We start from the raw sequence: 13,653 nt of genomic DNA, 5'->3' as shown, positions 1-13,653 counted from the left end.
ATCATGCTTAGCACTGGGAGGCTCAATGGCGAATTCAATCATAAAAAAGCCACATTCAGATGTTAAAGCAAATCTGGATGATTACCGCCGTTGCTATCGCGAGTTTGACAGTTCAAACCTAAACGGTCCCTCCCCCAAAGGACTGCCAGCAAAGAACGGCCTCAATATCTGCTATGAAGCCATTGATTGCCACCTGAATACAGAGACTGCTGATAAAATCGCGATTCGTTGGATAAGCAAAGATGATCAGGTTCGCGACTTCACCTATCGTGATCTCAGTGAGCTAACCAGCCGATTTGCCAGCGTGCTGAATACATTAGGGCTGCAACCCGGAGCTCGCATATTCAGCCTAGCAGGAAGAAAACCAGAACTTTATATCGCCGCCCTAGGCACTCTCAAAGCCGGTTGTGTTTTTACCCCGCTATTTTCCGCGTTCGGGCCAGAACCAATCCGCTCAAGAATGGAAATAGGCACAGCTAATATGTTGCTGACAACCAAAAGCCTCTATCGCAAAAAGATCAAGGACTGGTGGCACAAACTACCAGAATTAAAGGCTATTTTAATCATTGACGGTAACGTGGAAGATAACGGCTGCCACGACCTTTCGGCTTTAATGGACGAAGCCGATCCAAATTTCTCCTGTGTTCAAACCAAACCAGAAGACATGGCACTGCTGCACTTCACCAGCGGTACGACCGGCAAACCGAAAGGAGTTGTCCATGTCCATCAGGCCGTTAGCCATCACATGTTATCTGCTTATTACGCACTGGATCTTAAGCCTGACGATGTTTACTGGTGCACCGCCGATCCGGGATGGGTTACCGGAACATCCTACGGGATCATCGCCCCGTTGTGCCTGGGCGTCACCATGCTAATTGATGAGGCCGAATTCGAGGCCGAACGCTGGTACAGCCTATTGCAGCAACACAAAGTAACGGTCTGGTACACCGCCCCTACAGCGATTCGGATGCTGATGAAAGCCGGAAGTGAACTCTGCCACCCATATGATCTGTCATCGCTGCGCTTTATTTCCAGCGTTGGCGAGCCACTCAATCCCGAAGCCGTGGTCTGGGGATATAAAACCTTCGACATTCCCTTCCACGACAACTGGTGGCAAACCGAAACCGGTGGGATCATGATTGCCAATTTTGCCAGTGAAAACGTAAAACCCGGTTCGATGGGCCAACCATTACCTGGCATTGAGGCTGTCATCGTTGAGTATGATCAGGACGGGAATATCAATATTATCTCATCACCGATGCAGGCCGGTGAACTCGCCCTCAAACCGGGCTGGCCATCCATGTTCCGTGGTTACCTCAACCAAGAGGAAAAGTATCGCAGTTGCTTTGAGGGCGGCTGGTATTTAAGCGGCGATCTGGCAATGCAGGATGAAGATGGCTATTTCTGGTTCGTCGGCCGTAAAGACGATCTGATCAAATCTTCCGGCCACCTGATTGGCCCGTTTGAGGTCGAAAGTACCCTGATGGAGCACGAAGCAGTAGCCGAGGCAGGCGTGATCGGAAAACCGGATCCTGTCGCCGGAGAAATCGTAAAAGCTTTTGTGGCTCTCAAGCCGGGATTCGAACCGGATGAAGCCCTGCTCAAATCATTAACCGGCTTTGCCCGCAAACGGCTCGGTGCCGCGGTTGCCCCGAAAGAAATCGTCTTTCGCAGCAATTTGCCTAAAACACGCAGCGGCAAAATTATGCGCCGCCTGCTCAAAGCCCGTGAACTCGGCCTGCCCGAAGGTGACATTTCGACGCTGGAAAGTGACGAATAATGACCGAACGACTTCATATCAACCGAAATCACCTACTGCACCAACTAAGACAAATGCTGCGCATCCGCCGCTTTGAAGAAAAATGCGCCGAACTTTATGCCCAGGAGAAGATCCGCGGATTCCTCCACCTCTATATCGGAGAAGAAGCCATCGCGGTCGGTGTCATGAGTGCGCTCAGCGGCGAAGATCAGATTGTCGCCACCTACCGGGAGCACGGCCATGCCCTGGCGCGAGGACTGACTATGGGCAGTGTCATGGCTGAAATGTACGGCAAAACCACTGGTTGTAGCCGTGGTCGTGGCGGCTCTATGCACCTGTTCGACAGACCGATGCAGTTTTACGGCGGTAACGCGATTGTCGGCGGCGGATTACCCTTGGCTACCGGGCTGGCACTGGCAAACAAAAAGCTGCAACGCCCGGCCATTGCAGCCTGTTTTTTTGGTGAAGGCGCTGTAGCCGAAGGCGAATTCCACGAAAGCCTAAACCTTGCTGCTTTATGGCAGCTTCCGGTGTTGTTTATCTGCGAAAACAACCGCTACGCCATGGGAACAGCACTGGCAATATCTGAATCCGAAACCAACATTGCCAAAAAAGCCAATAGCTACGGTATAGCTTCTGAGCAGGTCGACGGCATGAATGTAGTTGATGTCGAAGCCGCCGCTCTGGATGCCGTCGCTTATATTCAGGAACAGCAAAAACCTTACCTGCTTGAATGCCAGACCTACCGTTTTCGCGGTCATTCCAGCTTTGACAGTCAGCTATACCGTGACAAAGAAGAAATCACCCTGTGGGAAGAAAAAGGACCGGTTCGCCAGCTTATTAAATGGCTGAGAAACAACAGTCACTTTGAAGACAGCGAACTGGAAATGATTGAAAAAGAAATAGAAACAGAAATCGCCGCCGCCGTTCACTTTGCCGAGGAAAGCGACTGGGAGCCGGTCGAAGACTTACACCGGGACGTCTACACTCCACCACTCGACTCTTCGCGCCGAAATTCATCACAATCAGATTCTCAACAAAAATAAACAGGGCAAGCTCATGGGTTCGAGAACGTTAAGCTACCGGGAAGCACTACGTGAAGGTCTGGAAGAAGCCCTGAGTCAGGATCCGCGTGTTTTTCTTATGGGGGAAGATGTCGGTCATTACGGCGGCTGTTATGCCGTCAGCAAAGGCTTGTTGGATCAGTTCGGACCGGAGCGAATTATCGACACCCCACTTTGCGAGTCCGGCTTTGTCGGTGTCGGCATTGGTGCCGCCCTTGGCGGAATGCGTCCGGTGGTAGAAGTCATGACCGTCAATTTCAGCCTGCTGGCAATGGATCAAATCGTCAATACAGCCGCCACCCTCAGACATATGTCCGGCGGACAGTTTCATGTTCCGCTGGTGATCCGTATGGCCTGCGGAGCCGGAAAACAGCTTGCCGCCCAACATTCGCACAGCTGGGAAAATTTCTACGCCCATATTCCCGGCCTAAAAGTCCTCAGTCCGGCGACCCATTGTGACGCGCGATACATGCTTGGACAGGCGCTGGCCGATCCGGATCCGGTGCTGATTTTCGAACATGTCATGCTGCTCAATGAATCCGGAGATGTCCCCGACATCCCTGAAGCATCAATGGAGCAGGCAATTGTCAGAAAAGAAGGCACAGATATCAGCCTGATCAGCTACGGTGGAAACCTGAAAAAAGCCCTGACAGCAGCCGGACAACTTCAGGAATTCGGAATTTCTGCAGAAGTGATCGATCTGCGCTGCCTGCGACCGCTGGATAAACCGACGCTGCTGACCAGTGTGGCGAAAACCCACCGCGCCATCATTATTGATGAAGGCTGGTGCACAGGGAGCCTTGCCGGAGAAATCAGTGCCATCATCATGGAGGAAGGCTTCTGGCACCTGGACGCTCCGGTAAAGCGGATATGTACCGCAGAAGTGCCTATCCCCTACCCGAGCCACCTGGAGCAGGCCACTCTTCCGCAAATTCCGCAGATTGTTGCCACCGCCAAAGCATTAATGGAAGGCCGCTGATGGGCAAAACAACGATTGATATCACCATGCCGTCACTGGGTGCGGATATGCGCGACGGAACACTGGTTGAATGGCAGGTTGTCGAAGGTGACAAAGTCAGTAAAGGCGACATTATTGCCGTAATTGAAACCAACAAAGGGGCAATAGACATGGAATGCTACCATTCCGGAACAATCAGCCAGATCCTTGTCCAGCCGGTTGTTTCCCTGCCAGTCGGTACAGTCTTAGCCCGCCTCGAAGTTGAAGAAGAGCTGAGCGATATCACACCGAGTTCCCCCTCAGCTCCGCAATCAGCAGAAAGCCTCAGTCAGGCTTTACCAAAGGAAGAAATGCTAACAACAGAAGCACAGGCAGCAGAAGTAATAACCAAACAGCCGGCCCAGTATGACTTATCAGAAAAGAACCTTGCCAAACCTTCCAGTCAGAAGCCGACTTCAAGGATACTTGCTTCCCCTGTCGTCAGGAAGCTAACCGCAGAAAACCGATGGGATCTGACAGCCATAAAAGGCAGTGGGCCGGACGGAGCCATATTGTTGAGAGATGTTGAGGGAATTGCCGCAAAACCAGCCTCTACATTACCAGAACCCGGCCAATCCGTCCCTAAACAGCCAGCACCTAGAAAAAAAGCATTTTCGGCTCCGCTGGCAGCCAGCATCACTGAACCGGAAAGCAACAAACGCAAACATTACAACCCGGAAGCCATGCGAACAGCTATCGCCTCAGCAATGGAGCTATCGAAACGGGAAATCCCCCACTATTATCTGTCGCTCGATATTGATGTCACTAAAACCGTTAAGTGGCTTCAGGCAGAAAATGATAAGCGTGAGCCTGATGGACGCATTTTGCTGCTCGCCCTGCTACTGAAGGCAACGGCGCAAGCTCTGGCAAGATTTCCAACTCTCAATGGCTTTTATCAGCAACATCAGTTTGAACCGGGAAAAGGCATTCACATCGGTAACGCCATCAGCCTGCGAGACGGCGGCCTGGTAATTCCGGCTATTCACGATGTCGATCAACTTTCAGCTGACGCTATCATGCAAGCACTACGCGATGTTACCGAACGTAGCCGAACCGGTCACTTGCGAACCTCGGAGCTGACAGATGCCACCATTACCGTTACCAGCATCGGTGATCGTGGTTCCGACAGTGTCTTCGGGGTTATTTATCCGCCACAGGTTGCCATTGTCGGTTTCGGCCGCCTGCGCCAGGCAGCCATCGTCAAAAACGGGGAGCTTGTGATCGCCGACACTATCACTGTTACCCTCAGTGCCGATCATCGAGTGAGTGACGGCACCTTAGGCGCGAAGTTTCTCCGCACGTTGTCAAATAACTTACAAAAACCGGAAGCATTATGAATATTGATGAAATCAGAATGATTATCATGACAGCAATACAAGGTATTGCCCCGGAAATAGAAGAGGGAGATATCGATCCGGACGAAGATCTTCGTGACGAATGCGACCTTGATTCAATGGACTTCCTCAACCTACTCACTGCTATCAAAAAGGCATGCGGAGTTAATATCCCCGAACAGGATTACCCGAAAGTCAGAACGCTTAGCTGCATGATCAAATACCTTCACAGCCATTTAGTTCAATAAAGAACTATTCGCAAGAATCCTAACGCTCGGCAGGCAGGTATTGCTGCAACTCATCCCAACTAAACGTCGGACCGTCTGTACAAACATACTTACTTTTCGCGTAGCAATGCCCACAGGTGCCGACACCACAATGCATTCGACGTTCGACCGACATATAAATTGAATGCTCAGAAACCCCATAGGCAACCAGATATTCAGCCAGGCTGAACATCATTCCCTCTGGCCCGGCAAGCAATACAACATCCGGCAGCTCCCCGAAACTGTCGAGAACCGTCGGCATGATATCGGAAGGTGTGCCACTGTATTCACTTTCGTCACCATTGGTGTCACCGTTCTCAATCATATTGAACACCGGAATAAACTGCTGCCAACGCGTCCTTTCTCTATTGAGCATCTTAGCCTGGCGATTACGAGCGCCGTACACCACAGTCAGTTGAATATAGTTTTGCTGCTGAATCAGTTCATCAACAACACCAACTAAAGGCGCAAGCCCACAACCACCACCAACCACCAACACACGTTTGCCTGCGATCTTCTTCATCGGCCAGCCGACACCATATGGCCCACGCGCGCCTAGGACCTGCCCAGCTTCCAGCCGGAATAACTCTGATGTCACTGTTCCCATTTTCCGGACCAGACCATGAAAATTACCCTCTTCATCAGGGAGCTGGGTAAAAGTGAAAGGCGCTTCCCCCGCATTCGGCAGACACAACATGAAGTACTGTCCGGTTTTGGCTTTCTGCCATTGATCTATATCTGCGCCCGGCATCAGGCGAAAGTGAAAATGCCGGGCCAGTTCGCCGTCATCATAAAAGTCAATCAACTGAATCGCGGTTGGAGTTAGGCTATGCATCGTTGACTATCCTTTTCATTATCGAATGAACCCCTATTACCCCTGGACACGCCTGCTCGCACCGACCACAACCCACGCATCCATAGCGGCCGAATTCAGGCAAAAAATCATCACTGAACTTGTGATACCAGAAGCGCTTTACCCGCTCTCCGGCCTGCTCGCTCGGGTTATGGAAACTGGCTTCCCGCTGAAATCCTTCATACAGGCAAGAATCCCAGAACCTAACCTGCTCACTGGATTCGGGGGTCACATCAGCATTTTCATCAATCAATTTGTGAGTCTGGGTCCCATAACAGGAACAGGTGGGACACAAAGTTGTACAACCCGAACAGGCAAGGCACTGAACCCCGACCTTATTCCAAAAAGTTTCCGACGGTTCATCCCGGTTAATCAGTTCAATTCCCTGCTGGATATAAGAATGATCCTCAAATTCATGTTCACAATGACTCAAGCGATCCCAGCGCTGATTCATGTCATGAGAAGATGCCGGAGTCAGCGACATACCATGAATGGCATCTTTCCCCCGTGTGGTAACCGCGACCAGCAGCCAGTGTCCTTCCTCCAATGGATGAAGGATCAAATCAGCCGTTTCGTCGCGCACGCCGGGACCGGCATTGACCATATAACAAAACCCGTTTTTGCACGGGTGAGTACAGTCAATACCCACCAGCAGCGCCTGTTTGCGGCGAGCCTGATAATACGGGTCTTGTTCAAAAAACGTATCCTGATAATGGATGGCGGTTAAATCACAGCTATGCACCCCGAACAAAACAAAAGGCTCCGGCTCGGGCAATGTTTCGCGGAAAAACTGACCGTCAAAGACATACAGCGGCTCCCTTTCAGCAAAGAAGAACCCCTTAGCTGAACTCATGGGCTGTTGGTTTGTAAGCGGCGGAAAGATATCCGACTCGACCTGCTGCCAGTGAGCTTCACCTTCAGCGGTTTCCACCACCTGATAGAAACGGTGAGAACCAAACAAGTGACACTGTAACTCACCGATCGACTCGAGCAAATATTGCTGCATCGTTATTCTTCCTCCCATAAACGCTGGACGTCCTTAGGGTCTTGCCCTGATGGCAGCGGGAATACCGCCACAGCACACACCTTCAGCTCAGGCATTTTAGTAATCGGATCCTGCGCCGTATTCGTTAATTGGTTAGAAGGTGCTTCTTTGAAATGGTATGGCATGCTTACCAGCCCCGGCGGCACATCATCAGTGATCATGGCGCGTGTCTCGATATAGCCACGTCGGGAACGGACACCTACAGGCGCATAGCGGGTAATTTTCAGCGAACGGGCATCATCGGGATTGATAAACAGCACACCCGGCGGGATTTCCCGTTCAAGCAAAGGGGATTTTCGAGTCATAGAACCGCAGCCATAATGAAAATGGAGCCGGTTGGTGGTCAGCAGCAAGGGATACTGATCATCTGCCGGTTCATCAATTTCAGTGTAATGAACCGGTATCAGCTTCGCTTTGCCTATCGGGAAACTGTTGCGATGGAGAATGTCTGTCCCTTCCGGCGCATCCTGATTGCATGGCCACTGCAACCCCTGCTCTCGATCAATCGCTTCATAACTCATTCCCTGATAAGAAGGCGTCAGGGATGTCATTTCATTGAACACTTCTTCACTGTTTAACCAACTAAGTTGATTACTGCCAAGACGCTCTGCCAGCGCCTTCATCCATTGCCAGTCCCCCATTGCAGAGCCGGGAGGACTGAGTGCCGGAGTGATATGCTGTACGCGGCGCTCACAGTTGGTAAAGGTGCCCTCTTTTTCGGCGAATGACGCGGCAGGAAGAATAATGTCAGCCATTTTGGCAGTTTCGGTCATACTCAACTCGGCAACTACCAGCAAATCCAATTCCTTAAGCGCCGCCCGGACATGGTTCTGATCCGGATCTGTCACTACGGGATCTTCACCAAAAAGAATAAGCGCACGAAAATCACCGGCTAACGTCGCTTTTGTCATTCCTAGTGACGTCAGCCCCGGTTGATCAGCAACGTCCCCTTCCCATGCCTGAGAGAACTTTGCCTGAGTATCGGTGCTGTCCGCCCCCTGATAACCGGGATAGACATTGGGCAGACAGCCCATATCACAGGCTCCCTGCACGTTGTTTTGTCCCCGCAGCGGGTTAATCCCGGTTCCCGGCCTGCCTATATGACCACAAGCCAACGCCAGGTTAGAAAGACCAATCACACTCTGTGTCCCGCTGACAAACTGGGTGATCCCCATACCGTAGAGGATCATGGCGCTTTTCGCCTGACTGTAAGCCTTAGCTACCTGTCGTATCTGTTCGGCACTGACACACGTTGACCTCTCAACTGACTCGGGCGTGACATCCTCAACATTCTTCGCCAGTTCATCAAAACCTTCACAACGCTGGCTGATAAAATCCCGGTTGTGCCAGTTCTCTTTGATGATGACATGCAACATCGCATTGAGCAGCGCGATATTACTGCCCGGCCTTAGCTGAACATGCATATCAGCGACCTTGGCAAGACGAGTAACTCTGGGGTCGATGACAATCAACTTCGCCCCTTTTTGCTGCGCTTCGAATATCTGCCCGCCAAACACGCTGTGATTTTCTGTCGGATCTGCGCCGATAACGAGAATAAGATCAGTGGCAAAGATGTCTTTGGCACTATTGGTCATCGCTCCTGAACCTAATGTTTGCTTTAACCCGGCTACTGTCGGGCTGTGACAAATTCGAGCGCAGTGGTCGACATTGTTAGTTCTGAGCACCGCTCGGGCAAGCTTCTGAGCGGCGTAGTTATCTTCATTGGTGGCACGAGCACTACTAATCACCCCAACAGCAGCGGGGCCAGACTCTTCCAACACATCCTTCAGTGAACTACTGATAGTGTCCAGCGCTTCATCCCAGGTGATTGGCTCGAAATGATCTTTGATACGTTTGAGAGGTTCGGTGATCCGGTTGTCCGGATTAATGGCATAGGCTGTACTCCAGCCTTTTTCACAGAGTTTACCGTGACTCATCGGATGGTTGGGCAAAGGCTCAACACCCGTGAGCATTCCCTTTTCATCGACTTTCAGGTTAATCCCGCAACCTACACCGCAAAACGGACAGACAGTTTTAACAATTGAGGAAGTCATCGTCATACACAGCCTATGTCGAGTATTGGTCTGAGTATAGCAATCATGCCGAACCTCAATAGAAGCAGGCATGAGAATAGCGCCATAAAATCAGTAAGATTAATCCTTCGGCTTAGTCGGGTTCGCCCCTCTGAGGTAAATCACATGATAAACAAGGCCCACCAGCACACTACCACCGACAAGGTTCCCTAGAATCACAGGAATCAGGTTGCCGATAAATCCCATCATGGTGACCGACTCCGCCGCAATCCCGGCATCACCGGATAATTTCAGCAGCATCGCCAACGGGATGAAATACATATTAGCGATACTGTGCTCAAAACCGGCGGCAACGAAAGCTGAAATCGGGAAGATAATCGCCACCGCTTTATCAATCACACTGCGCCCAGCCAGTGCCATCCACACTGCCATACACACCAGCACATTACAGAGCACACCGCGAAAGAAAGCGGTCCAAAATGGCATATCACATTTCGCTTCCGCAATCTTGAGATAAACCGCGGCAATCGCCCCGTTATTAAGGTCGGTATGACCGGAAAGGAAAACCAAAATCGCCAGCCCTGTCGCACCGACAAAATTAGACACACAAACAACCAGCCAGTTTTTCAGCAGCTCTGCGGTAGTAATTTTGTTATCCGCCCAGGCCATTGCCAACAAATTATTCCCGGTAAAGAGTTCAGCCCCGGCCACAATGACCAGCAGCAAGCCCATCGAAAACATCATGCCACCAAGAACCTGCCCGGTGGCATAACTGAAAGAAGCGTCAGATTTAACCAGAGTGAAATACAAAGCGCCGAGACCAATGAATGCGCCAGCCAACACCCCCAGCATCACCATAGAGAGCAGTGGTAACCTTGCTTTCGTGACTCCGAGCGTATCGACTTTCTCAGCAATTTGCTTGGGAGAAAACGCATCAAAACCGTAAAGATCAGCCATGCCAACTCCTTGGTATTAAATCTGACAAGTCCCCGTGACAAAAATAAAAAGCAACGGGGGGAAATCTGCTTTTTAAGCTAGACCAGATTGCTGTTTTATCAATATAAAGCCCTAATAAATGTGGATGATTTTGCTTTCACATTGCTGATAAACAACTCTTATAAATGTGTCAAAGCTCTCAACAATCCCGATTCCATCCTGATTATTTCCTGCTGTGTGCTTAACTTAGTTTTAGTTCTTAAGGGGTTAGATGTTGGATTAAGGAGAACATGGATGAAAAACGGCCACCACCAACAGTCAACCTCTTCGTTTCCGCCATGGCATGCTGAAACGCCAGAGCATATAACTGAAAACTTAAAATCATCATTTGAAGGCCTGAGCGAACCACAAGCTCAGGAGAGGCTGAATCGTGATGGCCCGAATAAACTCCCTGAGGCTAAACGGCGAAGTCCCTTAGTTCGCTTCCTTTACCAATTCCATAATGTTCTGGTTTATGTACTGCTTATTGCTTGTTTTACCACAGCTATTCTCGGTCATTGGCTTGATGCCGGAGTGATCCTTGGCGTCGTGCTGGTTAATGCTGTTATCGGTTTCATTCAGGAAGGCAAAGCTGAAGATGCACTCAAAGCAATACGGCAAATGCTGTCACCTAATGCGTTAGTGATCAGAAATAACCGCCAAATGACAATTCCCGCGGAAGAACTGGTCTGCGGCGATGTTGTTATGCTCCAATCCGGAGATAAAGTACCGGCTGATCTCCGACTGTTTAAAGTCAAAAGTTTCCAGATCAACGAAGCAGTACTGACAGGGGAATCTGTCACTGTGGAAAAGCACACAGATACGGTCAAATCAGATGCGATTCTTGGTGATCGTTTCTGCATGGCGTTTTCCGGCACCTTAGTTACTCATGGTCAGGCAAGCGGCATTGTCGTTGCTACCGCCTCTGATACTGAAATTGGCAGAATCAGCACTCTGGTCTCAGAAATCGAGCATGAAACCACACCGCTGTTAATTCAAATGAGTCGCTTTGCCCGCTGGCTGACCGCATGGATCCTTGCCATCGCACTGGCAACTTTCGCTATCGGAGTCTTTCTTCGTGATTATTCAGCCACTCAAATGTTCCTCGCAGCTGTCAGTATTGCGGTTGCCGCCATTCCAGAAGGCTTACCAGCCATTATGACCATCACACTGGCTATTGGTGTACAGCGCATGGCACGCCGTAATGCCATCATCCGCCGTCTGCCAGCGGTTGAGACGCTGGGCTCTGTCAGTGTTATCTGTACCGATAAAACCGGCACCATCACCCGCAATGAAATGACTGCACGTTCCATTGTCACAACAAATACTCTCTACACGCTCACCGGTACCGGATATGACCCTCATGGTGTTGTTATGGTTGGAGAGCAAACCGTTCCAGCCGACGAACAACCTTTGCTAACTGAAATAATACGCGCTGCCGTTTTGTGTAACGACGCCTCACTAGAGCAAAACAGCCATGGCTGGTGCGTGCATGGCGATCCAATGGAGGGAGCGCTTCTGGTTGCCGGATTGAAAACCGGACAGGAGCAGGACACAGAAACTAAGCAATACCCTCGGGATGATCTAATCCCGTTCGAGTCAGAACACCGATTTATGGCAACCCTGCACCACAGTCATAATCACGATCACAGCAAAGATAGCTTTATCTTCGTCAAAGGTGCCCCTGAACGGGTACTGGAAATGTGTGAACAGCAAAAAACAGACTCCTCACTTGAGCAAGTAGATCACCAGTTCTGGCAACAACAAATCGAGCAATTAGCCTCGCAAGGACAGCGTGTACTGGCTGTTGCCTACAAACCGGCACGTAAGGGCCAGAAAGAACTGAGGTTTGCTGATGTCGAGGAAGATTTCATCATGCTGGGTTTGTTCGGGTTGATTGACCCGCCAAGGGAAGAAGCCATAAGAGCAGTCAATAAGTGCAAGCAAGCAGGGATCAGAGTCAAAATGATCACCGGGGATCATGCGATGACAGCAAAAGCGATCGCCCAACGATTAAAATTACTAAATCCTGATGATGTCCTGACCGGACAACAACTTCAGCACCTCACAGACAAACAACTTCAGAACGAAGTCGATAACGTTGATGTTTATGCCAGAGTCAGTCCTGAGCATAAAGTCCGCCTGATTAACGCTCTCAAGCAAAAAAGATCTATCGTTGCTATGACCGGTGACGGCGTTAACGATGCCCCGGCACTAAGGCGCTGTGATGTTGGCACAGCCATGGGCAAAAATGGGACTGAAGCGGCAAAAGAAGCGGCAGAAATGGTACTTGCCGACGATAACTTTGCCTCCATTGCCTATGCCGTCGAAGAAGGACGGACGGTATACGACAACCTGAAAAAAGCGATTTTGTTTATCCTACCGACCAGCGGCGGCGTTTCACTTTGTATCATTGCGGCTGTCGCCTACGGCTTTCACCAACTCCCGCTGACCCCAGTGCAAATTCTCTGGATCAATATGATTACTACCGTCACCCTTGCCCTGTCACTTGGTTTTGAGCCTCCGGAGAGCGAGGTGATGAAACGTCCGCCACGTGATGCTGATGAACCTATGCTTGATACCCTGCTGACCTGGCGGATTATCTTTGTATCATTCATTCTTATGTGCGGAACATTAGGTATTTTTCTTTGGGAGACAGGGAACGGACAAAGCGTGGATTACGCAAGAACTGCTGCCGTGAATACTCTGGTGATGTTTGAAATCTTCTACCTATTCAATTCGCGCTATATCACCGGCTCTGTTTTTTCATGGGAAGGATTCACCGGTAATCGCTTTATTCTGCTGGCTATCGCTGTATTGATTGTTTTTCAACTAGGCTTTACTTATCTGCTGCCTTTCCAGCTTCTGTTTTCAACGACAGCAATTAATGCAAACACTTGGTTTAACATTACTTTGATCGCCTCATCAGTGCTGTTTCTGGTGGAACTGGAGAAATACCTAGTTCGTCGTTTTCACCCTAACCGAACCAAATCGGCAGATAACATTTAATACAGATCCAGCAATATAGTCTCATGATCCTAAACCGCAGCCATAGTCATTAACTGAAGTCTGTGGTTTAGAAATTGCGTTCAAATATCTACTTACCTCTGACTCAGAATCAGATACGAATAAAATTATTACGTCAATATTAATTAAACAAAACAACTGACGCTAATTAATATAAATAGCAATTGAAAAAGTACCCAGTCATATAACGCTTACAGCATAAGTTATCGACGAACATCTCACAAAACTATAGCAAAATGCATTTTCAACTGCTAATTATTGATTCAGAACCAAGTAGCCATTAACTTGTGGAATCCTATT

10 protein-coding genes are annotated in these 13,653 nt (G+C 49.8%); 6 read left to right on the top strand and 4 right to left on the bottom strand.

Annotation, left to right across the window (positions count from 1 at the left end; genetic code table 11):
* The first annotated feature begins 25 nt into the window (after positions 1-25).
* From acsA to C942_RS06905, 5 genes are read left to right on the top strand one after another with little or no spacing between them, the layout of a single operon-like run.
* Positions 26-1,780, top strand: coding sequence for an acetate--CoA ligase (gene acsA / locus C942_RS06925; RefSeq protein WP_007463998.1), 1,755 nt, complete (start codon positions 26-28; stop codon positions 1,778-1,780).
* A complete protein-coding gene (gene pdhA, locus C942_RS25475; RefSeq protein WP_007463996.1) occupies positions 1,780-2,805 on the top strand; it encodes a pyruvate dehydrogenase (acetyl-transferring) E1 component subunit alpha in 1,026 nt (341 codons plus the stop codon). Before acsA ends, pdhA begins: the two co-directional genes overlap by 1 nt.
* Positions 2,806-2,818: 13 nt before the next feature.
* Positions 2,819-3,802, top strand: coding sequence for an alpha-ketoacid dehydrogenase subunit beta (locus C942_RS25470; protein ID WP_007463994.1), 984 nt, complete (start codon positions 2,819-2,821; stop codon positions 3,800-3,802).
* Entirely contained in the window at positions 3,802-5,157 is a 1,356-nt protein-coding gene (locus C942_RS06910; protein ID WP_007463991.1) for a dihydrolipoamide acetyltransferase family protein, read from the top strand. Before C942_RS25470 ends, C942_RS06910 begins: the two co-directional genes overlap by 1 nt.
* Positions 5,154-5,402: an acyl carrier protein gene (locus C942_RS06905; RefSeq protein ID WP_007463989.1), complete on the top strand. Its 249-nt coding sequence runs from the start codon at positions 5,154-5,156 to the stop codon at positions 5,400-5,402. Before C942_RS06910 ends, C942_RS06905 begins: the two co-directional genes overlap by 4 nt.
* A gap of 19 nt (positions 5,403-5,421) precedes the next feature.
* Here the strand turns inward: C942_RS06905 and C942_RS06900 are convergent, their stop codons facing one another.
* The 4 genes from C942_RS06900 to C942_RS06885 form a co-directional block, all read right to left on the bottom strand.
* Complete coding sequence (locus tag C942_RS06900) at positions 5,422-6,255, bottom strand: iron-sulfur cluster-binding protein (protein WP_007463987.1); 834 nt, start codon at positions 6,253-6,255, stop codon at positions 5,422-5,424.
* Complete coding sequence (locus C942_RS06895; RefSeq protein ID WP_007463985.1) at positions 6,248-7,279, bottom strand: 4Fe-4S dicluster domain-containing protein; 1,032 nt, start codon at positions 7,277-7,279, stop codon at positions 6,248-6,250. The genes C942_RS06900 and C942_RS06895 overlap by 8 nt, the downstream gene beginning before the upstream one ends.
* 2 nt (positions 7,280-7,281) lie before the next feature.
* Complete coding sequence (gene fdhF / locus C942_RS06890; protein ID WP_007463983.1) at positions 7,282-9,372, bottom strand: formate dehydrogenase subunit alpha; 2,091 nt, start codon at positions 9,370-9,372, stop codon at positions 7,282-7,284.
* A gap of 99 nt (positions 9,373-9,471) precedes the next feature.
* Positions 9,472-10,308 (bottom strand): formate/nitrite transporter family protein, encoded by an 837-nt coding sequence (locus C942_RS06885; protein ID WP_007463981.1) that lies wholly within the window; start codon positions 10,306-10,308, stop codon positions 9,472-9,474.
* Between the two features lie 273 nt (positions 10,309-10,581).
* Between C942_RS06885 and C942_RS06880 the strand changes: the two genes are divergently transcribed.
* A complete protein-coding gene (locus C942_RS06880; protein ID WP_007463979.1) occupies positions 10,582-13,335 on the top strand; it encodes a cation-transporting P-type ATPase in 2,754 nt (917 codons plus the stop codon).
* The last annotated feature ends 318 nt before the right edge of the window (positions 13,336-13,653 follow it).

Origin of the sequence: Photobacterium marinum, from assembly GCF_000331515.1 — a bacterium.
Classification (GTDB): domain Bacteria; phylum Pseudomonadota; class Gammaproteobacteria; order Enterobacterales; family Vibrionaceae; genus Photobacterium; species Photobacterium marinum.
The sequence above is the reverse complement of the archived record's forward strand: the minus strand, read 5'-3'. Positions and strand labels throughout refer to the sequence as shown.

What these genes read in the sequence shown, in the direction of transcription:
- C942_RS06910 (WP_007463991.1), top strand. Translation starts at nt 3,802, where the DNA reads ATGGGCAAAACAACGATTGATATCACCATGCCGTCACTGGGTGCGGAT.
- C942_RS06885 (WP_007463981.1), bottom strand. Translation starts at nt 10,308, where the DNA reads ATGGCTGATCTTTACGGTTTTGATGCGTTTTCTCCCAAGCAAATTGCT.
- C942_RS06900 (WP_007463987.1), bottom strand. Translation starts at nt 6,255, where the DNA reads ATGCATAGCCTAACTCCAACCGCGATTCAGTTGATTGACTTTTATGAT.
- C942_RS06895 (WP_007463985.1), bottom strand. Translation starts at nt 7,279, where the DNA reads ATGCAGCAATATTTGCTCGAGTCGATCGGTGAGTTACAGTGTCACTTG.
- C942_RS06880 (WP_007463979.1), top strand. Translation starts at nt 10,582, where the DNA reads ATGAAAAACGGCCACCACCAACAGTCAACCTCTTCGTTTCCGCCATGG.
- C942_RS06905 (WP_007463989.1), top strand. Translation starts at nt 5,154, where the DNA reads ATGAATATTGATGAAATCAGAATGATTATCATGACAGCAATACAAGGT.
- fdhF (WP_007463983.1), bottom strand. Translation starts at nt 9,372, where the DNA reads ATGACTTCCTCAATTGTTAAAACTGTCTGTCCGTTTTGCGGTGTAGGT.
- C942_RS25470 (WP_007463994.1), top strand. Translation starts at nt 2,819, where the DNA reads ATGGGTTCGAGAACGTTAAGCTACCGGGAAGCACTACGTGAAGGTCTG.
- acsA (WP_007463998.1), top strand. Translation starts at nt 26, where the DNA reads ATGGCGAATTCAATCATAAAAAAGCCACATTCAGATGTTAAAGCAAAT.
- pdhA (WP_007463996.1), top strand. Translation starts at nt 1,780, where the DNA reads ATGACCGAACGACTTCATATCAACCGAAATCACCTACTGCACCAACTA.